This is a genomic window from uncultured Flavobacterium sp., from assembly GCF_963925185.1.
Lineage (GTDB): Bacteria > Bacteroidota > Bacteroidia > Flavobacteriales > Flavobacteriaceae > Flavobacterium.
Genome location: NZ_CAWURC010000012.1, coordinates 1 through 20,077, shown reverse-complemented (window position 1 = coordinate 20,077; position 20,077 = coordinate 1). Strand labels below are relative to the sequence as shown.

18 protein-coding genes, 1 tRNA gene and 1 pseudogene are annotated in these 20,077 nt (G+C 34.7%); 10 read left to right on the top strand and 10 right to left on the bottom strand.

The window, feature by feature from the left end; translation table 11 throughout:
* Window positions 1–327: 327 nt before the first annotated feature.
* The 3 genes from ggt (AABM59_RS03680) to AABM59_RS03670 are packed head-to-tail and all read right to left on the bottom strand — an operon-like array spanning window position 328 to window position 4,290.
* The gene (gene ggt / locus AABM59_RS03680; protein WP_338407623.1) at window positions 328–2,013 is read right to left on the bottom strand and encodes a gamma-glutamyltransferase; all 1,686 of its coding nucleotides are present in this window, start codon (window positions 2,011–2,013) and stop codon (window positions 328–330) included.
* A 10-nt stretch (window positions 2,014–2,023) separates the two neighbouring features.
* Window positions 2,024–3,709 carry a gamma-glutamyltransferase gene (gene ggt / locus AABM59_RS03675; RefSeq protein WP_338407622.1) on the bottom strand — a complete coding sequence of 562 codons (1,686 nt, stop codon included), beginning with the start codon at window positions 3,707–3,709 and terminating at the stop codon, window positions 2,024–2,026.
* The gene (locus AABM59_RS03670; RefSeq protein WP_338407621.1) at window positions 3,706–4,290 is read right to left on the bottom strand and encodes an acyl carrier protein phosphodiesterase; all 585 of its coding nucleotides are present in this window, start codon (window positions 4,288–4,290) and stop codon (window positions 3,706–3,708) included. Before AABM59_RS03670 ends, ggt (AABM59_RS03675) begins: the two co-directional genes overlap by 4 nt.
* 92 nt (window positions 4,291–4,382) lie before the next feature.
* Here AABM59_RS03670 and glmM point away from each other — a divergent pair, with 92 nt between their 5' ends.
* The 5 genes from glmM to AABM59_RS03645 all read left to right on the top strand — a co-directional run bounded on the left by glmM (window position 4,383) and on the right by AABM59_RS03645 (window position 9,334).
* The gene (glmM, locus tag AABM59_RS03665) at window positions 4,383–5,786 is read left to right on the top strand and encodes a phosphoglucosamine mutase (RefSeq protein WP_338407620.1); all 1,404 of its coding nucleotides are present in this window, start codon (window positions 4,383–4,385) and stop codon (window positions 5,784–5,786) included.
* Window positions 5,787–6,381: 595 nt separating this feature from the next.
* Complete coding sequence (locus AABM59_RS03660; protein ID WP_338407619.1) at window positions 6,382–7,869, top strand: aminotransferase class V-fold PLP-dependent enzyme; 1,488 nt, start codon at window positions 6,382–6,384, stop codon at window positions 7,867–7,869.
* Between the two features lie 85 nt (window positions 7,870–7,954).
* Window positions 7,955–8,596: a rhomboid family intramembrane serine protease gene (locus AABM59_RS03655; protein WP_338407618.1), complete on the top strand. Its 642-nt coding sequence runs from the start codon at window positions 7,955–7,957 to the stop codon at window positions 8,594–8,596.
* 127 nt (window positions 8,597–8,723) lie between these two features.
* A complete protein-coding gene (locus AABM59_RS03650) occupies window positions 8,724–8,987 on the top strand; it encodes an SIMPL domain-containing protein (RefSeq protein ID WP_338407617.1) in 264 nt (87 codons plus the stop codon).
* Between the two features lie 5 nt (window positions 8,988–8,992).
* Complete coding sequence (locus tag AABM59_RS03645) at window positions 8,993–9,334, top strand: SIMPL domain-containing protein (RefSeq protein ID WP_338407616.1); 342 nt, start codon at window positions 8,993–8,995, stop codon at window positions 9,332–9,334.
* A 301-nt stretch (window positions 9,335–9,635) separates the two neighbouring features.
* Here AABM59_RS03645 and AABM59_RS03640 read toward each other — a convergent pair.
* From AABM59_RS03640 to AABM59_RS03620, 5 genes and pseudogenes are all read right to left on the bottom strand, one after another.
* Window positions 9,636–9,716 (bottom strand) — tRNA-Tyr (locus AABM59_RS03640).
* 151 nt (window positions 9,717–9,867) lie between these two features.
* Window positions 9,868–10,254, bottom strand: a pseudogene (locus tag AABM59_RS03635) (TlpA disulfide reductase family protein); the annotation flags it as partial.
* Window positions 10,255–10,272: 18 nt separating this feature from the next.
* Complete coding sequence (locus AABM59_RS03630) at window positions 10,273–11,028, bottom strand: DUF4369 domain-containing protein (protein ID WP_338407615.1); 756 nt, start codon at window positions 11,026–11,028, stop codon at window positions 10,273–10,275.
* Window positions 11,029–11,635: 607 nt separating this feature from the next.
* Window positions 11,636–12,076, bottom strand: a complete 441-nt coding sequence (locus tag AABM59_RS03625; protein WP_338407614.1) for a KTSC domain-containing protein — start codon at window positions 12,074–12,076, stop codon at window positions 11,636–11,638.
* Between the two features lie 174 nt (window positions 12,077–12,250).
* A complete protein-coding gene (locus AABM59_RS03620) occupies window positions 12,251–12,499 on the bottom strand; it encodes a hypothetical protein (protein ID WP_338407613.1) in 249 nt (82 codons plus the stop codon).
* A 92-nt stretch (window positions 12,500–12,591) separates the two neighbouring features.
* On the opposite strand from AABM59_RS03620, the gene AABM59_RS03615 reads away from it, so the two are divergent.
* Genes AABM59_RS03615 through AABM59_RS03605 form a run of 3 tightly spaced genes read left to right on the top strand, consistent with a single transcriptional unit; the run spans window position 12,592 to window position 13,571 of the window.
* Window positions 12,592–13,134, top strand: coding sequence for a hypothetical protein (locus AABM59_RS03615; protein WP_338407612.1), 543 nt, complete (start codon window positions 12,592–12,594; stop codon window positions 13,132–13,134).
* Window positions 13,134–13,274, top strand: a complete 141-nt coding sequence (locus tag AABM59_RS03610; protein WP_338407611.1) for a hypothetical protein — start codon at window positions 13,134–13,136, stop codon at window positions 13,272–13,274. Before AABM59_RS03615 ends, AABM59_RS03610 begins: the two co-directional genes overlap by 1 nt.
* Window positions 13,275–13,319: 45 nt before the next feature.
* Complete coding sequence (locus tag AABM59_RS03605) at window positions 13,320–13,571, top strand: hypothetical protein (protein WP_338407610.1); 252 nt, start codon at window positions 13,320–13,322, stop codon at window positions 13,569–13,571.
* Here the strand turns inward: AABM59_RS03605 and AABM59_RS03600 are convergent.
* Window positions 13,568–13,771: a hypothetical protein gene (locus AABM59_RS03600; protein ID WP_338407609.1), complete on the bottom strand. Its 204-nt coding sequence runs from the start codon at window positions 13,769–13,771 to the stop codon at window positions 13,568–13,570. The genes AABM59_RS03605 and AABM59_RS03600 overlap by 4 nt on opposite strands.
* Before the next feature lie 103 nt (window positions 13,772–13,874).
* Window positions 13,875–16,679 (bottom strand): bifunctional YncE family protein/alkaline phosphatase family protein, encoded by a 2,805-nt coding sequence (locus AABM59_RS03595; RefSeq protein ID WP_338407608.1) that lies wholly within the window; start codon window positions 16,677–16,679, stop codon window positions 13,875–13,877.
* A 330-nt stretch (window positions 16,680–17,009) separates the two neighbouring features.
* On the opposite strand from AABM59_RS03595, the gene AABM59_RS03590 reads away from it, so the two are divergent.
* The gene (locus AABM59_RS03590; RefSeq protein WP_338407607.1) at window positions 17,010–18,128 is read left to right on the top strand and encodes a VWA domain-containing protein; all 1,119 of its coding nucleotides are present in this window, start codon (window positions 17,010–17,012) and stop codon (window positions 18,126–18,128) included.
* 254 nt (window positions 18,129–18,382) lie between these two features.
* Window positions 18,383–19,840 carry a magnesium chelatase gene (locus tag AABM59_RS03585; RefSeq protein WP_338407606.1) on the top strand — a complete coding sequence of 486 codons (1,458 nt, stop codon included), beginning with the start codon at window positions 18,383–18,385 and terminating at the stop codon, window positions 19,838–19,840.
* Window positions 19,841–20,077: the final 237 nt, after the last annotated feature.

Below are 20,077 nucleotides of genomic sequence, written 5' to 3'. Positions count from 1 at the left end.
TCATACTGCTTCTGGATTTGTTTTTCCATATTCTCGCAAAGTCCAGCCAATGCCTTTTTGAATAAAGAATTCTTCTCAATTTTCATGTTTTTTACACTCTGATTGTAGTAAATCGAAGTTGGTTTTTTGTTTGTATCCCAATTGAAAAAGAATCGTACTTCGGATGAGCCACATATTTTTTGATTTTGAAAAATGGTTTCTAATTTTTTTGGTTTCTAATGGATATTCTCGCAGTTTTTTCGGGATTGCCATATTCACTAAAAGCGGTTTCTAATGATTTGATAAAACGCATAAATCTAACTTTTTTGTCCTAAGCTTGTCGAAAGACTAAAATCCCAAAGCAGTATCATCGCCTCTTTTATCGGCTCCACCTTCTATTTTTCCGTTTGGCAAAACCAGAATAGCGTCTACTTTTCCCAAAACAGGAGGGTTTTTTTCGTTGATGATGTATCCTTTTTGTTTTAAACTTTCTAAAGTGATTTCTGAAAATGCATTGGGTTCAAAAGCAATTATATCAGGCAGCCATTGGTGGTGAAAACGAGGGGCGTTTACGGCATCTTGCATACTCATCTTGAATTCATAAACATTCAGAATCGTTTGTAAAACCGACGTGATAATGGTCGAACCTCCAGGCGAACCCACTATCATAAATAATTTTCCGTTTTTCTCTACAATTGTGGGCGTCATCGAACTCAACATTCTTTTTTCAGGAGCAATACTATTGGCATCAGCACCAACTAAACCATACGAATTTGGAGCTCCTGGCTTGGCACTGAAATCATCCATTTCGTTGTTAAAAAAGAAGCCTAACTCGTCAGAATATAATTTAGAACCATAGGCGCCATTAAGTGTTGTAGTTACTGAAACAGCATTTCCCTCTGCATCAATAATCGAATAATGGGTGGTTTCATTACTTTCGGACAGGGCGATTTCTCCGGGAGAAACGGCAGAAGATAAAGTGGCTTTGTCCCAATCGAAAGAGTGCATTCTTTGTTTTAAGTAATTCGTATCGAGTAATTCTTTTTTCGGAATGTTTACAAAATCAGGATCACCTAGAAAATAATTTCTGTCGGCATAAGCTCTTCGTTCCGCTTCAGTGATCACTTGAATGGTTTTTATACTGTTATGTCCAAATTCTGAAATGGGATACGGTTCAATCATTTTCATTATTTGTTGCAACGTGATTCCACCACTACTTGGGGGTGACATCGATATGATTTTTAAATCCTTGAAATTGAAAATCACGGGGTTTCGCCATTTGGCTTCATATTTCGATAAATCTTCCAGCGTAATAATACCGCCATTTTTTTGAATAAAATCTACCATTTTCTTAGCGGTTTCGCCTTTGTAGAATTCATCCTTTCCGTTTTTCATTATTCGGGATAAGGTTTCGGCTAGTGCCCGATATTTTATAGTGTCTCCCACTTTATAATTATGGGCTAGCAGTGTATTTTCTCCGCTCACTTTCACTAAAATATCGTGATAATTTTGCAATCTTTTTCCCTGTTTTTCGGTAACTACAATTCCTTTTTTCGCCAAAGCAATGATTGGTTTCATGATTTCCTCTATCGAAAGTTGACCCATTTTTTCGTGAACGGCAAAAACTCCCGCAATGGTTCCTGGAATCCCTATTGCTAATGCTCCGTCAACGCTTAAATTAGGAATTACATTTCCTTCTTTATCAAGATACATGTCTTTATGTGAGGCTAATGGTGCTCTTTCTCTGTAATCCAAAGCACCAGTTTCTCCGTTAGCTTTTCTAAAAACCATAAATCCTCCCCCTCCAATATTTCCTGCATAAGGGTAAGAAACTGCCAATGCTAATTCGGTGGCAACCATCGCATCAAAGGCATTACCGCCTTTTTTCATAATTTCGACACCAATTTTTGAAGCTTCTTCTCGTGCCGAAACTACCATTGCTTTATTAGCAACTAATCCTGTGGGTTGAACGGGAATATCTTGTGCTTTACAACTTAATGATAATACACTTAATAGGACAATTATTTTTTTCATTTTGATATTTTTAAAATCCGATTGCTTTATTATCCCCTCTTTTATCTTCGCCACCTTCTAAATTTCCATTAGGTAATACCAAAATAGCATCGACTTCGCCAATAATTTCCTTATTGGTTTCATTTATAGTGTAGCCTTTTTTCTTTAAATTTTTCAATAATTCTGGAGAAAAGGAATTGGGTTCAAAAGTGATTTCGTCAGGCAGCCATTGATGGTGAAATCGTGGAGCGTTTACCGCTTCCTGCATACTCATTTTAAATTCATATACATTCAAAATCGTTTGTAAAACCGAAGTAATTATTGTAGAACCTCCAGGCGTTCCAACGACCATAAAAAGTTTGCCATTTTTCTCGACAACTGTTGGTGACATGGAACTTAACATTCGTTTTTCTGGAACGATACTGTTGGCTTCATTTCCTGTGAGACCATATAAATTAGGAACTCCAGGTTTCATACTAAAATCGTCCATTTCATTATTCAGAAAGAAACCCAGCGCGTCACAATATATTTTTGAACCATAATTATCGTTCAAAGTGGTCGTTACTGAAACTGCATTTCCAGCCGCATCCACAATCGAATAATGAGTGGTTTGCTTGCTTTCGTATCCCTGAATTTTTCCGTTAGCAATATCGGATGATTTTGATGCTTTGTTGAAAGTAAAGTCACTCATTCGGTTTTGTAAATACTCCGGATTTGCTAATTTTTTCATTGGGAGTTTAACAAAATCAGGGTCTCCTAGAAAATAATTTCTATCAGCATATGCTCTTCGTTCTGCTTCGGTCATTAGCTGAATGGCTTTCAGGCTGTTATGACCCATTACTTCAATGTCATATGGTTCAATCATTTTCATAATTTGATTGAGACAAATTCCACCGCTACTTGGTGGCGACATTGAAATTATTTTCAAATATTTGTATTGAAATTCAATTGGAGTTCTCCATTTTGCCTCGTATTTATTTAAATCTTCAAGGGTTGTATTTCCACCCATTTTCGAAAGAAAAGAAACTAATTTTTGAGCTGTTTCTCCTTTGTAAAATTCGCCCCGACCGTTTTTGGCAATTCGTTTTAAGGTTTCTGCCAATGCTGGATATTTTATGGTGTCACCTGCCTTGTATTGTTTTGAAAAAAGGCTGTTTAAACCGTTGTTTTTAATAAATGTAGCCCTATAATATGCCAAACTTTGCGCTTGAAATTCAGTAACAATTACCCCTTTTTCTGCTAAAGCGATTACGGGTTTTAGAATTTCACTCATAGGCATCGATCCATATTTTCCATTTACTTCGAATAAACCAGCGATGGTTCCCGGAATTCCAATAGCTAAAGCGGTCTCGGTACTTTTTCCTTCAATCACGTTTCCTTTTTCGTCTAGAAACATGTCTTTTGATGCTGATAATGGGGCTTTTTCACGATAGTCTATTGCACCAGTTTCACCATTTGCTTTTCTAAAAACCATAAAACCTCCTCCTCCAATATTTCCTGCTTGTGGGTAGGAAACTGCCAAGGCTAATTCAGTGGCAATCATTGCATCGAATGCGTTACCGCCATTTTTCATTATTTCGGAACCAATTTTAGAAGCTTCTTCACGTGCCGAAACTACCATTGCTTTTTGGGTTACTAAACCTGTAGGCTCTAGCGTTTTTTCATTTGTTTTGCAACCTAAAATAGCTAAAGCAACAAGAATTATTATTTTTTTCATAGGGAGTGTAATTTCAAATTCGAATGTACTATTAATTCTTTGAAAAATGCAGTGAATTCTGCTTCAAATTCAGAATAAAATATTCTCAACTCTACAACTGAAAACCGCATATTCGAATCGTATTTCATTCGATTATCCATTTTTGCTAGAACACTTTCGATGCCTTCAATCGTTTGGTAGCTTAGCAGCCAATTGTATTCTATCATATACGGCATCATTTTTTGGGTTTTTAGAGTCAAATCATTACAATTAGCTCTCAAAGATTGGTAAAAACGTTCCGAATAATCTTCTAATCTTTCATCAGAATAATTGCTCCAGTTTTTTGCTAAAAAATGGTCGTAAAAAATATCAACGATAATGCCGGAATAATGATGGTAATTGGCATGCAACCTTTTGGTGCTTTGTCTAAATATAGGATGAGCATCGGTAAAAGTGTCGATGGAACGGTGCAAAATGATTCCTTTTTGAATCTCCATCGGAAAATTATCAAAGTGTTTTCCGTGAATGCCATCGGCCATAAAATTGCCGATTTTCATCAAATCATTGTCTCCGGAAAGGTATATGTGTGCTAAAAAATTCATTCGACTAATCTATGGATTTTAAATGACTTTTATAAATTGTCATTTATTATATTTGTCATTCGTAAATTACCTATCTAATATCGTAAATAAAAATGACTTTAATAAAATCTATATCAGGAATTCGAGGAACTATTGGCGGAAAAGTAGGGGATAACCTCACGCCGGTCGATGCGGTGAAATTTGCTTCGGCTTATGGAACTTGGCTGAAACAAGGAAGAGATTCCTCCTCAGGTCGGAATGACAAGTTCAAGGTTGTTGTTGGTCGTGATGCTCGAATTTCTGGACCAATGATCCATAATTTGGTGGTAAATACCTTGATTGGTTTAGGTATTGACGTGATTGATTTGGGACTTTCGACAACGCCAACGGTTGAAATTGCAGTTCCTCTAGAAAATGCCGATGGTGGAATTATTCTCACCGCTTCGCATAATCCAAAACAATGGAATGCCTTGAAATTATTGAATGAAAAAGGAGAATTCTTGAATGGTATCGAAGGAGAAAAAATCCTAGTAATTGCCGAAACTGAAGCATTTGACTTTTCGGATGTGGATGATTTGGGAGAAATCACCGAGAATGATGCGTATATGGATATTCACATCGATGAGGTTTTAAATTTGCCTTTAGTGGATATAGAAGCCGTGAAAGCAGCAAAATTCAAGGTTGTTGTTGATGGTGTAAATTCATCAGGAGGTATTATTATTCCAAAATTACTCGAATTAATGGGTGTTGAAGTCGTAAAATTATATTGTGAACCCAACGGACATTTTCCTCACAATCCAGAACCTTTAAAAGAGCATCTTACTGATATTTCGGAATTAGTAGTCAAAGAAAAAGCCGACTTGGGTGTTGTCGTTGATCCCGATGTAGATCGTTTGGCCTTTATTTGCGAAGATGGCGAAATGTTTGGCGAAGAATATACTTTGGTCGCTTGTGCCGATTTTGTTTTGGGAAAAACTCCAGGGAATACGGTTTCGAATATGTCGTCATCCCGTGCTTTGCGTGACGTGACGAACAATCATAATGGAAATTATGAAGCCAGCGCAGTAGGCGAGGTGAATGTGGTGGATTTGATGAAGAAGAACAATGCGATCATAGGTGGAGAAGGAAACGGCGGAATCATCTATCCTGAATTGCATTACGGACGCGATAGTTTGGTAGGAGTGGCGCTATTTTTGACGCATTTGGCCAACAAGAAAATGAGCGTTTCTGCTTTACGTGCTTCCTATCCGGAATATTATATGAGCAAAAATAAAATCGAATTGACGCCACAAATTGATGTGGATGCGATTCTGGTAGCAATGACGGAGAAATATAAAAATGAAGATATCACAACCATTGATGGGGTGAAAATTGACTTTGCCAATGAATGGGTACACTTAAGAAAATCGAATACTGAACCGATTATTCGAATTTATACTGAAGCACCTTCACAAAATAAAGCCGATGCTTTGGCTTTGAGAATTATTGACGAAATCAAAGCAGTTGCTGGAATTTAGAACCGCTTTTTTATAAATTAAAACCCTTTCAAAAAATAATCTTTTGAAAGGATTTTGTTTTTAGTAACTTGGATTATTGCGTTTAATTCGCACCATAGAAATTGCAATCAAAATAGCGAGTATCACACAAAGAATGCTGATGAGTCAAAGGTTCCAAAGTAGAATCTTCTTTTTTTCAATGGTTTTGTCAATACAAATCATCAACTTATAGCATAGCCAATATTTAAAGTCATTGATAATAAATCACCCGAAATTTGCCTAAAGTTGTGGCGCAAATTTTCATTATCCAAAACGAAACGGTAATAGCCGGTAATTTATTGATATTATTCATTTATTTAATAAAGTTCATCGGTATTAGTAATAAGTTCAAGAGTGATAATTTAGGACGAAAAGTTAAATCCGCAAGAAATTTGTCGAAGTAGTTAATAGGTGTGGACATGTTTTGTTAGCCATTCAAGAAATGTAAATTTATTATGACAATGTCCCATAAGTTATTCTGGTATTTTTGTTTAAACGATTCTCACAAACTAATTTTAAATTTTCTAATAATCCTAATAACTAAAATGGGTATCTTTGAAATTAAATTTTGAATACAATGAGCATTAAAGAAACACCAACCCCATTAGAACATTACTTCCGGCAATTTCGCAAGAATATTATAGGGGTAGACCAGGAATTTGTTTCGCCTTACGGCACAAAAAAAATTATTTATACAGATTGGACAGCAAGTGGTCGTTTGTATCGTCCTATTGAGGAAAAAATGATAAACGATTTTGGGCCTTTTGTGGCGAACACCCATACCGAAACCACAGTTTCGGGAACAGCAATGACATTTGCGTATCACCAAGCCAGAAAAATAATCAAACACCATGTAAACGCAAATAGCAATGATATTTTGATTACCGACGGAACAGGAATGACCGGGGTTGTCAATAAATTCCAACGTATTTTGGGGTTAAAAGTTCCTGAAAACTTGAAAGATTTTATCCAAATTCCAGCCGAAAAAAGACCAGTAGTTTTTATTTCGCACATGGAACATCATTCAAATCAAACTTCGTGGCTAGAAACTATTGCTGATGTAGAGGTGATTCCGTCATGTGAAGAAGGATTGTTTAGCATTGATAATCTTAAATTTTTATTGGAAAAATATAAAGATAGAGGCTTTAAAATTGCTTCGATAACTTCTTGTTCGAACGTTACAGGTATTAAAACGCCTTTTCATAAAGTAGCTAAATTAATGCATGAAAATAATGGACTTTGCTTTGTGGACTTTGCTTGTTCAGGACCATACGTCGATATCGATATGCATCCGGAAGATTCAGAAAGCGATTTGGATGCGATTTTCTTTTCGCCACACAAATTTCTTGGCGGACCTGGAACACCTGGAATATTAGTTTTTAATAAAAAATTATACCAGAATTTGGTTCCTGATAATCCTGGAGGAGGAACGGTTTCTTGGACTAATCCTTGGGGAGAGCATAAATATATTGATAATATTGAAGATAGAGAAGATGGAGGAACTCCTGGTTTTCTACAAGTTATTAAAACGGCATTGGCTATTCAGTTAAAGGATAAAATGGGAATTGAAAATATTTTGAAACGCGAACACGAAATCGTAGATTATATTTTTTCGAATATAGGAACTATTCCAAATATCAAGATTCTGGCAGCACAACATCAAGATCGATTAGGTGTGATTTCGTTTTATATTGACGAATTGCATTTTAATTTGGGAGTGAAATTACTCAACGATAAATTTGGGATTCAAACGCGTGGTGGTTGTAGTTGTGCCGGAACTTACGGGCATTTTTTATTGCATGTTGATCAAGAAGCTTCACATCAACTTATCGATGAAATTAGTTTGGGCGATTTGTTAAGAAAACCAGGTTGGATTCGGATGTCGATTCATCCTACATCAACAAATGAGGAAATTAAATTGGTTTGTGAGAGCATAAAAGCATTGGCTCAAAACCACAAAGAATGGTCAAAAGATTATGACTACAATAAAAATTCGAATGAATTTATCCATAAAAGAGCAAAATCATTCGAAAAAGAAATGGTGGAGCAGTGGTTTGACATCTAATAAATAATCAAAATTTGCCAAAAAGTCCCATTCAGAATTGTTTTTATGGGTAAATTAATTAAAAACAGTATAATCCAAATTATTTATGAGCACTATTTTAATAGTAATTATTGTTGCCAATATTTTATTCAGTTATAAAGGATTCAATGATTTGGAATTTTTTAGGAAATTCGAATTTCACATTGGAAGCATTCGAGCCGGTGATCAATTAAGAATAATTACGTCGGGGTTTTTGCACGCAGATATGGGACATTTGTTTTTTAATATGTTCACGCTTTTTATGTTTGCTCCCGTTGTGATTGGCTTTTTTGGTAGCGCTTCCTTCTTTTTAATTTATATGGGAAGTCTCGCTTTTGGGAGTTTGTTAACCTTGTTGATGCACAAAAACGATTACAATTATTGTGCAATAGGAGCTTCAGGTGCCGTGACAGGAATCTTGTATTCGGCAATTTTGATCGACCCAAGCATGAGTTTGTATCTATTTTTTATCCCGATTCCTATTCCGGCATATCTTTTTGGTATCGGTTATTTGTTATATTCTATTTATGGAATGAAAGCCAAGAACGACAACATTGGTCACACAGCCCATTTTGGAGGCGCAATTGGTGGTTATTTGATTACTTTGATAAAAGAACCCGATATGCTTGTAAACAACACTTCTATGGTGGTGCTTTTGGCGATTCCTATTGTTATTCTTTTTGTGATGGCAAAACTCGGAAAATTATAATTGGCACCAAAATTCAATAGTAATTGAAAAAAAAATACTAAATTTTGTGAACTGAAAAAAAACAATTTTAATTATCCCCCTTTTATTTTAGACAATATCGTATTCCCAAGAACAAAAACAAGTTTCAATGATTAATGTATCAGGATATGGAAAAGTAAAAGTGGCTCCAGATCAAGCTTTAATTTCAATTTCATTAGAATCTAAAGGAACAAAGGCAGAAGATGTTAAAAAAGAAAACAACAAAAAAACAGCAGTTATTTTAAAATTCATCAAAAAATCCAATATTGCACAAGAAGATTTTCAAACTCAACGTGTTTCTTTAAATACAAATTATGATTTTGAAAAAAAAAATACAATTATGTCGCGACCAAATCCGTTCAAATTGTATTGAGAGATTTGGCTAAATACGATGAATTGATGGAAGGCCCTATTAATGAAGGACTTAATAGGATTGATAATGTAGAATTCAAATCTTCAAAAATGAAGGAATTACAATCCGATGCGCGAAAATTAGCAATAAAAGAGGCAAAAGCAAAAGCGGAAGACTTTGTTTCGGTCTTGGGGCAAAAAGTAGGTAAAGCAATATTGATATCAGATAATTCTCAAACCTACAATCCACAACCTAGAATGTATGCTATGAAATCAATGTCTATGGATGAATCAGCTTCAAGAGAAACTTTGGCAGTTGGAGAAATAGAAATTACGGCAAATGTAAGCGTGAGTTTTGTATTGGAATAAAATACAAAGTAAGAATGAAATAGGAACACATTTTTAATGAAGCGAACTTCTTAAAAATGTGTTTTTTATTTATGGCGGGGAGAGCAAGATTGACTTCGTCTTTCCTGTAAAGCTACGCTTTGAAAATAGATCAAACAAAAAAATGCTCAAGTGAACTTGGCATTTTTCTTAATTGATTTATTTATTCGTGGGGAGAGCAGGATTGACTTCGTCTTTCCTGTAAAGCTACGCTTTGAAAATAGATCAAACAAAAAAATGCTCAAGTGAACTTGGCATTTTTCTTAATTGATTTATTTATTCGTGGGGAGAGCAGGATTCGAACCTGCGAAGTTCACACAGCAGATTTACAGTCTGCCCTCGTTGGCCGCTTGAGTATCTCCCCAAAACCTTGTCATTGCTAGCAAAATAGTGCTAAACGTTTTCAAATTAAATTTGCACTTAATTTTGGGATTATTTTCAATGTATTGGTATTGAATAATATAAAAAAAAAATCTCCACTAGGGAGATTTTTTAATTGGTATAAACCAAGTATATTATTTAGATAAAAGTTCAAGAATTTTAGCTCGAAGCTCATTGCCTCTTAAATCTTTTGCAACTACTTTGCCTGAAGCATCTAGTATAAAAGTGGCAGGAATGGATTGAACTCCATATTGAACTGCTATTGGTTCTTCCCAATATTTCAAATGCGAAACTTGAGTCCAAGATAATTTATCTTTTGCTATGGCTTCATTCCATTTTTCCACATCTTTATCCAAAGATACACCAATGATATTTAATCCTTTATCATGAAATTCTTTATATATAGCAACCATATTTGGGTTTTCGGCTCTACAAGGACCACACCAAGAAGCCCAAAAATCTACAATTGTTATCTTGCCCAAACTTTTTTTCAGAGAAATTATTTTTCCTTCAGGATTAGGACCTGAAAAATTTGAACTTCATTTGGCGTCACCTACCGGAGGAGCTGTAGCTCCAACTGACGGCATTTTTGTTTGGTCAATTTTTGATTTTATTGCTATTCCAGGTTTGGTGCTTTTTAACGACTCATCTAGGCTGGCGTATAATGCTTCTACTTTTTTGCTGTCAACTGCAGGATCGTTCATCATTCCTTGAATAATTAAGGCAGTAATAAATGATTTAGGATGCGTTTCAGCATAGCTTGAATATTTCTTTTTTGAATCGGTACCTACACTTTCTTGAAGTTTGCCAAATTCTTGCATCAATTTATTGATTACTGCAGTGTCTTTAGTTTGTTGTGCAGTATTCATTAATTCCGTGTTTTTCTTTTGGAAATCCATCAAGCTTTTTTGAAGTTTAATGAGTTCTTCGTTAAATTTAACAAATTCATCATTATTGTATGTGCCTGAAATTTTAGATTTATTGATACTGTCCTTATCGATGACAATGGTTATTTTTCCATTTTCTAAAATAAAAGGTACTTTTCCATTAGCTCCTTCTACTTGTAACATATGAAAAGAAGGTTCGGTAATTTTTCCTTTGATTTCAAATTCACCATTTTCTACTTTTACAGTATCTAAGGATTTCAAACCCATACCACTTGGGTCTTGCGTTTCTAGAATTATTGTTTTTCCATTTTCGATTCCTTTGGCGGTACCAGAGATGATGTATTCGTCTTTTCCTAGACAAGAAACAAGAACTAGAGCAATTGAAAGTAATAAAATTATTTTTTTCATTATAAATTAGTTAATTGATTTGAGTGAGCAAAAGTATTTAAAATTATAAAATATCAATAATTTTAAAACCTAAATTTTTGTTATAGTTTTAATATATTATTTGTATTGAAGCAGATAAATAGTATGGAGTTTATTTTACACTGTTCTCGGCAGTGGCTTTTAAAAACAAGCAAAAAATTAATATAATCTCAACTACTTGAATTACAGTTATTTATTTAATTTAATTAAGGGTTATATTTTAATTTGTGTTCTTTAATTCGTAATTCGCAATGTTCAATTTCTTTTTCAGTAAACCGGATATTTAATTTAAAATTCTTAAATATTTTACGCAATTAGGCATTAAATTCGTTTGATTTTAATTTTAAATCTATTTCTGCTCTTTGTTTTTCCAGAATATCAAAGATTTCTATAACATTTTTGTAGTGTGACTTGTGTAATTAGTATTCATAATAATTAGGTTTAAATTTATTTGTGGTGTGATTAGTTAATTAAAATAAATTTATCAGCATGTGATTTACGATAACTTTTATATTTTTGGGTTGTATATAAAAGCAAAAAAGCATCCCGGTACGCGGAATGCTTGTAAGTATAGATAGGTTCAATAAATTTAATCTTGGTTAGTAGTCTTTCTCCAAGTAAAAGAATTTAAAATGTGTCTTTTTGCAAATCTTCCTGGTGAATCAGCATTTACCATTTTCACATAAGTTGCTTTTGGCACGCTGATGTATTCGTAAACACTACCGTTAGAAAAATTGATTATTAATCGTCCTTCAACAAATTTATAATCAGAAATTGTTGAAGTTGCTATTGTTTCTGTGTATTCTGGTAAGTTTAACTTAACAGTTTCTGGATTGATGCTTACCAAAAAGTGATAAGCTTCTATAATTTTTTTACTATTTTCTTCTGCTTCCTTCAAACCTTCCTCATTTCCTTGAAATTTATCAGGATGTGATTCTTTCATCGCATTGCGATAAATGGTTTTCAAATCTTTTAATTCAGCAGTTTTGTCTACATTTAGTAGCTTTCGGTATTCAACTATTTTTTTCATAAATATGGTAACTACTTGTCTTTTAATGTGAAATCAATAGAATTCGGTTTCAAAATCGACAATTTTTTGCAAAGGTACACTTTTTTTTAAATTTTAGGTTTTTGACAAAAAAAAAATATAAAAAAAGAGCGTTATTTTTAATTTTTTGATTCGTCTTAAAACCTAAAAAAGGTACTATTGTTGAGGCTTGTTATTTGCTTTATCAAAGTTTTTAGACTTTTTTGGATATTTATTGTAGTTTATGTCACTTGGATTCTCAATCACCGATTTTATGGTTATCCAATCACCAACAGTATGATTGGCCATAGCCATTTTATAATCTAATAAATATTCACCACAGAAAAAGTTGTTGTTTTCATCCTTTTCTATTATTCCGGTATAAACCCCTTTTTGCAACATTTTTTCGTGTAAAGACTTGGTCATAATCAATTTGTTTTAATATAATTCTAAGCCGCAAAGTTAATCAATTATTATTTGCATTGCGAAGTTCTTTACTTTCTGATTACCTTTGTTTGATGGAAAAACCTTTTCGACCCAATCCTAAGTCTTTCAAAAATACCTTTTGCGTTTTTCATGAGGAAAATGCAAAAGCTATTGAAAAATTGATGATGCAATACGAAAGCAAGTCGGGGAGTTGTTATTATTACACCGAAAAAGGAATGTATCGATTGTCGAACCATTGGGGACGTTTTGCAAATAGTAAATGGCGTTTAGAACCATTAGATCCAGAATCAGCATCAAAAACTAAACTGGGTTTTGCCTCTTGGAACGAATTTTACCCAGATAATACCACAGATAATTTGTATTATATTGAAGCAAATTTTGAAAATAAAACCGTAAATTACCAACACCGAAACAATCCAAATTACGATAATAAAGCCCTATTAAGAACCAGTTTTGAAACCACAAAAAAGATAAAACAAATTAGAAATTTGTTTAATCTGACTTCCTGGTCTAACTATTTTGACTATGAAGATTTAGATGTTTTACGCAAACTAATAATTAATGAATTAATTTTCACCAATAAAACATTGGACGAAATAAAAAGAGAAATATAATGGGAAGAAACAACGATAGGAATATCAAAAAACACAACGACAAGTTGCACAAAGAACAAGACAAAGTAAAAGCGGCTAAAGTACTTCGCAAGGAAAAATTGAAACTAATTGTTAAGAAATTCAACGAAAATAAACAATAGGATTGCAAGCATAATAGTGCTTTGTATCTCGCAATAACATAAAATATGGAAAAGGACAAGTTTAGCACTTTAAAAAAAGAAGTGCAAGAAATAATTGATTTGATTGCTGATAAACAAAACAAGGAAGCCAACAATAAATTACTGAAAGTTAGCGAAATACTTGACGAGTTGCTTGACTTTTCGGATGATGATGAGGACTTAATGGAAATCAGTCATTATCAAGTATTATTGAATCAATTACACCAAAAAATTAACGCTTCAACCGATGATAATTTAATAATTGAAGATCAGTTTTAATCGAGTATCAAATATTTTTTATACCATAAACCAGTCAAATTTGCTACTGCTATTAATTTTCCTGGTTCTTCGAAAAGATGTGTCGCGCCTGAGACTATTTTCATTTCTTTAACGGATTCCAATTGATCAAAAGCCTGTTTTTTTATTTGTAAAAGGATAATTCCAATGGCATTTTTGGGGACAACTAAATTTCCTTTCAAGGGTACTGATGAAATGGGATTTCTATTTCTGCTGTTTTCATAGTAGTGATTTTTTCCTATAATATATTCAACACATAAAATGGCTCTAAATATAAAGGGGAATCTATTTTTTCTTCTCCCTGTTTTCCAAACGGTTTTTATCCTGTTCTTTGCTTTCCCGAAGCATATCATCTACATTATCAATTTCTGTAGATCCTTTTACAGATTTCCAATCAAATTTTTCATCAAATGGAGCTAGCGCTTTTTGAGGGTCGAAAATTTTAGAATCTACTTCTAATGCATGATACGGAGTATAGTTTGGAGTAGTGTCAAAAAGGTCGCTTAAATCTGTTGCCCCAGCATCATATTGGTTTAAATATGGCATATCTAAAATATTCCAGAATGATTTAAACAAACTTCCAAAACTATAATGAACGTGTCCTACATAATCCCTTTTTATCCAAGGAGAAATTAGCATAAGTACACTTCGGTGCGCATCAATATGATCCACTCCGTTTTGAGCGTCATCTTCGGTAATTACAATTAACATGTTTTTCCAATACGGCGTTTTCGAAAGGTATTCTACAATACGTCCTACGGCTAAATCATTGTCAGCCATATAACTTTCGCGGAACGGATATCCCGCATCTGGGCGATCATCAGCTCCGTGGTCATTAGGAATGATAACCGTTGTAAACGGAGGCATAACTTCGGTTCCATTGATCCACTTCGAATCAAATTCTTTTATAAATTGGCTAATTCTGAATTGGTCAGGTATATCCGTATTGTAGGTTGGATATATTTTCGAAGTTCGGTCAAAAAGATTTTTTGGCATTGGAAAATTGACAAATTGCTTGATTCCAGTGTATTTATATTCTGCTTTGTAAAGGGCGGGTTCGAACATAATGCTAAAACCAAAGTTATAGAAATCCACATTATGGCGACCCAAATGATCCCACATAGAACCTGCCTCATTATAATCTTCGGGATAAATAGCGCCCGCCGCTCCATTCATAGCAAAAATACCTGGAGCTTTTGAATTTTCTTTAAAGGTTCTGTTTCCTCCATAACTGGAGGCTGTAGCAGTTTCGCACCATTCATTGGGATACGTATTTGTCAGCCAGCGATGGCCATCAGCAGAAACATCAGCATCGACATAGAAATTGTCCGAGATACAAAATTGTTTTGCCAAGGCTAAGTGGTTCGGCATTACGGTAGTGTTTGAAACCGAATCTGTTTTTTCTTTGTTTGTAAAAGTGGCGTTAGCACCATATCGCGCTATTGTCGCATCTCCATTGCCTTTTTTAATCTGGCCAAAAACTTCGTCATAAGTCCTGTTTTCTTTCGAAATAAATACGATGTGTTTTATTGGACTTTCTTTTTCTCCGGGATAAAGAGGTATTGGATTATTCTTCCGTGTTTCAAAAATTGGATCTGTGGCATCGGTAAATTTAAAGTTATTAGAAATAACCTGTTCTGTTGACTCTTTTAATTGTCGATCATTTGGAATATCTACCACTTGGACGGTTCCTTTCATCAAGGATCCAATGTAACTTCCGTCAGTAGTCAGTTTATAGGTAGCTCCTCCATTTGGACCGCTACCAAAACCTTTTGCATTGGCAATAATCAATTTCTTTCCATCTTTGCTTACCTCAATTTTCGAAGGAAACCATCCGGCGGGAATGTGTCCCAAAACTTTTTGGTCAGCAACATTGATAACTGCAATAGCATTTATTCCCGCTTCGGCAACATACAATCGTTTTTGGTCGGGGCTTATTGCCAATCCAAAAGGGATAACCCCACGAAATTGCTTCACCCTTTCTTCTGGTTTTAGAGAAATGGTAGCAACAACCGAATCTTTTTCGATAGAAATCACCGAAATATTGTCATTAGTTCCGTTACTCACAAATACGTAATCATTGGTCGCCACAATCGAGTTGGGACTCGAACCACCAACGGCAGGAATTCCTTCGACCAATGCTCCAACTAAATGTCCGGTTTTTATTTTTGCCACAACTTTGGGTTGCTGAGAATTTTCGATATTGATTGCAAATACCGAAAAAGCGTCGATGGCATTGACTTCGCCCAAGCCTTTAATAGATAGAGAATCCTTTTCGATACCCTGTATCATTTCTTGTGAACCATACTCAAAAGCAGGGTAGCTGATGGGTTTGATCGTAGCCTCTTTTCCTTTTCCGTCTTTGATATAGGAGTATTCGAACATTCCCACATTGGCAACATAAGCCTTTTTTTCGTCTGGCGACAAACAAATCCCAAATGGGTAACGACCAACAGGAACTGAATATTTAAGTTTTCGGGTTTCAGTATCTAAAACGATCATCCTGAAACCTATTTGATCCACGGCATAAAGTGTTTTTCCATTTTTCGACATTTTCATATCGCCAATGTATCCATCGGAATAATCGGCATCTGCAGATTTGGAAGAGCAATCTATAGAATCCTTTTTGGCACCGGAATTAACGTCAAACAAATAAATTTTGTTGGTTTGCCCTCCCGAAACATAGATGGTTTGGTTGTTGGGCGAAATGGCTAATCCCATAAATACGGAAGCAAGAATGCCTTTATCAGATGCTGGACCCGGAGGAACTTGCCGCAACTCAGGATTTTTTGATAAAATATTTTTTATAATCGTAATCGATAGGGGATTGGTGCCAGAATTAGCGGTAACGGCAACATTTCCGTTCGGACTTAAAGTCAATCCATAAGGATGTGGCGCAGTTACGATGTTGTTTCCGGCTGGAGTGATAAACCGACCATTAGGGATTACGGTTTTTCCGTTTTTATCAATTTTTGTAATTTCATTTTCGCTAGGTGCCGAAATTATCCATAGAGGTTTATTGGTAGGAATGTTTTTAATACTGCAAGCAGTTAAAAGGAATAGTAAAAATAATTTAAAAACGGCTTTCATAAATTTTGGCTTTATATAAATTTTAGATAAAAAAAATATCTTTTAGCAAGTTACAATTTTAGTTAATAAAATGAACATAAATAGGCAGGCTATGTTATTTTTATAAAAATTTAAAAAGAGCCGGTGGTTATCGCAACGCTTCTTTATATTATTTAAAAAAAAAAAACATTTCGCTTCCAATGCTTTTTCACTAAATAAGCAATCTCCGAAGTTGTTTTGCCTTCATCATTAAAATCATCTTTAATATAATTTTTTTATAAAAAAGGTTTAACTAAAAATTAATATACGTTTTGCTCTCATTCTTTTTAAAATAATGTAATTTTAAAACCTATGAAAAACACCATTAAGAAAGGATTTTATTTCAAGACTTACGAAGCGCCGTTCCAGTCTCCGTTTGAGAAACTCTTTGCGGTATTCAAGGAATTAATTACCCATACATCGGGTGATTTTGATGAAGCCATCGATTGGTTGCGAGAGTTAGATAAGGAATATAAACTCACCGACGAACATTATACAATTGATGATTTCATCGAAGATTTAAAGAAAAAAGGGTACATCCGGGAAGAACTCAAAGACGATGGAACATCAGGTATAGGCATCACTTCCAAAACCGAAAGAGCCATCAGGCAACAGGCCTTAGATAATATTTTTGGGAATTTAAAACGTTCCGGAAGCGGAAACCATAAAACAAAACAAGCGGGTACTGGTGATGAGCATACCGGAGAATTTCGGGAGTTTCATTTTGGAGATGGACTAGAACGAATTTCCTTGACCGAAAGTTTACGAAATGCCCAAATCAATAACGGCGTGGAAGATTTTATGCTCACCGAAAATGATTTGGTTGTCGAAGAAACCCAATATAAATCCCAAATGAGCACGGTTTTGATGATTGACATCAGTCACAGTATGATATTGTATGGTGAAGATCGAATCACGCCTGCCAAGAAAGTGGCAATGGCGCTGGCCGAATTAATTACCACACGTTATCCAAAAGACACTTTAGATATTTTGGTTTTTGGTAACGATGCTTGGACGATTGCCATTCGGGATTTACCGTATTTAAAAGTAGGTCCTTTTCATACTAATACTGTTGCAGGTTTACAATTAGCAATGGATTTATTACGTAGAAAACGCAATACCAACAAGCAAATTTTTATGATTACTGATGGTAAACCGAGTTGTGTTCGCGAAAAAGATGGTTCGTATTATATGAACAGCAATGGCCTCGACGAATACATTGTCGATAAATGCTACAATGAAGCCCAACAAGCCCGAAAATTACACATTCCCATCACGACTTTTATGATTGCCAAAGATCCGTATTTACAACAATTTGTGAATAAATTTACCGAAGCTAACCAAGGAAAGGCTTTCTACACAGGATTGAAAGGACTGGGCGAAATGATTTTCGAGGATTATGAAACCAATAGAAAGAAACGTATTAAATAGTTTTCAGTCGCAGTTTGTCAGTTCGAGCTAGGTATCTGCTTTTAAAATAGAATCTTGTTGCAAACAAAAAACGCCACTGATTCACAGATTTTAAAATTTAAAAATGAATTTTAATTATACAAATTTGGAGATTTTATAAAATCAGTAATTATTTTCAGATGAATCACATTTATTAATCTGTGAATCTGTGGCTGACTTTTTAAATTCGGATACTTTAGATTTCTAACAACAACAATAAAAATAAAAAACAAACAATGAATAACATAAACACACTTGGCGAATTAAAAAAATCAGGATACCAAAGTAAAAGTATCAAAGACGAATTGCGGAATAATCTACGAGAAAAAATAAAAGCAGGAATCCCTACTTTTGAAGGCGTTCACGGCTTTGAAAACACCGTCATTCCAGAATTAGAACGCGCCATTTTATCGCGTCATAATATCAATTTATTGGGGCTTCGCGGTCAAGCCAAAACGAGACTGGCGCGTAAAATGATTGAATTATTAGACGAATACATTCCGTTTGTAGCCGGTTCTGAAATTAATGACGATCCCTTAAATCCAATTTCTCGTTTTGCCAAAGATGTTATTGCTGCTAAAGGCGACGAAACTCCGATTTCTTGGTTGCACCGAAGCGAGCGTTTTTTTGAAAAACTCGCCACGCCTGATGTCACCGTTGCTGATTTGATAGGCGATGTTGATCCTATAAAAGCCGCCAATTTGAAATTGTCGTATGCCGATGACCGAGTGATTCATTTTGGAATGATACCACGTGCCAATCGCTGTATTTTTGTCATTAACGAATTACCCGATTTACAAGCCAGAATCCAAGTGGCTTTGTTTAATATTTTGCAGGAAGGCGACATTCAAATTCGGGGGTTTAAACTGAGAATGCCTCTCGACATGCAATTCGTTTTCACTGCAAACCCCGAAGATTACACCAATCGTGGTAGTATTGTAACGCCCTTAAAAGACAGAATAGGCTCCCAAATCCTGACGCATTACCCCGAAACCATCAAAATCGCCCGAACTATAACGGAGCAAGAAGCTAAACTAGATAATGTACAAAGCGATTTAGTTTACGTGCCTTCCTTAGCTAGAGATTTATTAGAACAAATTAGTTTTGAAGCCCGTGAAAGCGAATACATTGACAACAAAAGTGGCGTAAGTGCCCGACTTAGCATTACTGCTTTCGAAAATTTATTAAGCACCGCAGAACGTCGTGCCTTAAAATCAGGAGCTGATAAAACTACTTTGCGCCTTTCTGACTTTATGGGAATTATTCCAGCCATAACCGGAAAAGTCGAATTGGTGTATGAAGGCGAGCAGGAGGGAGCGGCCGTCGTGGCACAACATTTAATTGGCGATGCCATTCATACGTTCTTTCCAGCTTATTTTCCAAAAATTGAAAAACTCGAAAAACAGGGAGAAAAAACGCCTTATTCTGATACACTAGAATGGTTTTTTGCTGAAAGTGGTTTCGAATTATTGGACGATTGTTCAGATCAGGACTATAAAACCATTCTAGACAGTATTACTCCATTAAATATTTTAATTAAAAAATACCAACCACAATTAGAAAAGGAGGATCGTTATTTCATGAAAGAATTCATCCTTTGGGCTTTAGTCGAATATAAAAAACTAAGCAAAGACCGCTTCACGGAAGGCTATCAGTTCAAGGATTTATACGGCAGTTATATTAGTAAATTGTAAAATTATAAAGGGTTTAGATGGTGTCTAAACCCTTTATAAAAATACAATTTAAACAAAGCGAGTTATTAGATAAATATCTAAATAAGATTAAATTATTTTTGATTGTCCGTAATCACCCATAATTAAATAAAAAGTCTTATATTTGATAAAAAAAGCGATGAATCTATTCAATTTTACGGCAAATTTTGGGAGTGAAGAATCTTGTAGACTTCATTTTAAAGAAGAAAGAGACAAAAT

Bases quoted from the DNA above. Each gene is read 5' to 3' on its own strand.
- AABM59_RS03590 (WP_338407607.1), top strand. From the start codon at position 17,010: ATGAAAAACACCATTAAGAAAGGATTTTATTTCAAGACTTACGAAGCG.
- AABM59_RS03655 (WP_338407618.1), top strand. From the start codon at position 7,955: ATGAGCACTATTTTAATAGTAATTATTGTTGCCAATATTTTATTCAGT.
- AABM59_RS03610 (WP_338407611.1), top strand. From the start codon at position 13,134: ATGGGAAGAAACAACGATAGGAATATCAAAAAACACAACGACAAGTTG.
- ggt (WP_338407622.1), bottom strand. From the start codon at position 3,709: ATGAAAAAAATAATAATTCTTGTTGCTTTAGCTATTTTAGGTTGCAAA.
- AABM59_RS03660 (WP_338407619.1), top strand. From the start codon at position 6,382: ATGAGCATTAAAGAAACACCAACCCCATTAGAACATTACTTCCGGCAA.
- glmM (WP_338407620.1), top strand. From the start codon at position 4,383: ATGACTTTAATAAAATCTATATCAGGAATTCGAGGAACTATTGGCGGA.
- AABM59_RS03585 (WP_338407606.1), top strand. From the start codon at position 18,383: ATGAATAACATAAACACACTTGGCGAATTAAAAAAATCAGGATACCAA.
- AABM59_RS03670 (WP_338407621.1), bottom strand. From the start codon at position 4,290: ATGAATTTTTTAGCACACATATACCTTTCCGGAGACAATGATTTGATG.
- AABM59_RS03605 (WP_338407610.1), top strand. From the start codon at position 13,320: ATGGAAAAGGACAAGTTTAGCACTTTAAAAAAAGAAGTGCAAGAAATA.
- AABM59_RS03650 (WP_338407617.1), top strand. From the start codon at position 8,724: ATGATTAATGTATCAGGATATGGAAAAGTAAAAGTGGCTCCAGATCAA.
- AABM59_RS03615 (WP_338407612.1), top strand. From the start codon at position 12,592: ATGGAAAAACCTTTTCGACCCAATCCTAAGTCTTTCAAAAATACCTTT.
- AABM59_RS03630 (WP_338407615.1), bottom strand. From the start codon at position 11,028: ATGAAAAAAATAATTTTATTACTTTCAATTGCTCTAGTTCTTGTTTCT.
- AABM59_RS03595 (WP_338407608.1), bottom strand. From the start codon at position 16,679: ATGAAAGCCGTTTTTAAATTATTTTTACTATTCCTTTTAACTGCTTGC.
- AABM59_RS03620 (WP_338407613.1), bottom strand. From the start codon at position 12,499: ATGACCAAGTCTTTACACGAAAAAATGTTGCAAAAAGGGGTTTATACC.
- ggt (WP_338407623.1), bottom strand. From the start codon at position 2,013: ATGAAAAAAATAATTGTCCTATTAAGTGTATTATCATTAAGTTGTAAA.
- AABM59_RS03625 (WP_338407614.1), bottom strand. From the start codon at position 12,076: ATGAAAAAAATAGTTGAATACCGAAAGCTACTAAATGTAGACAAAACT.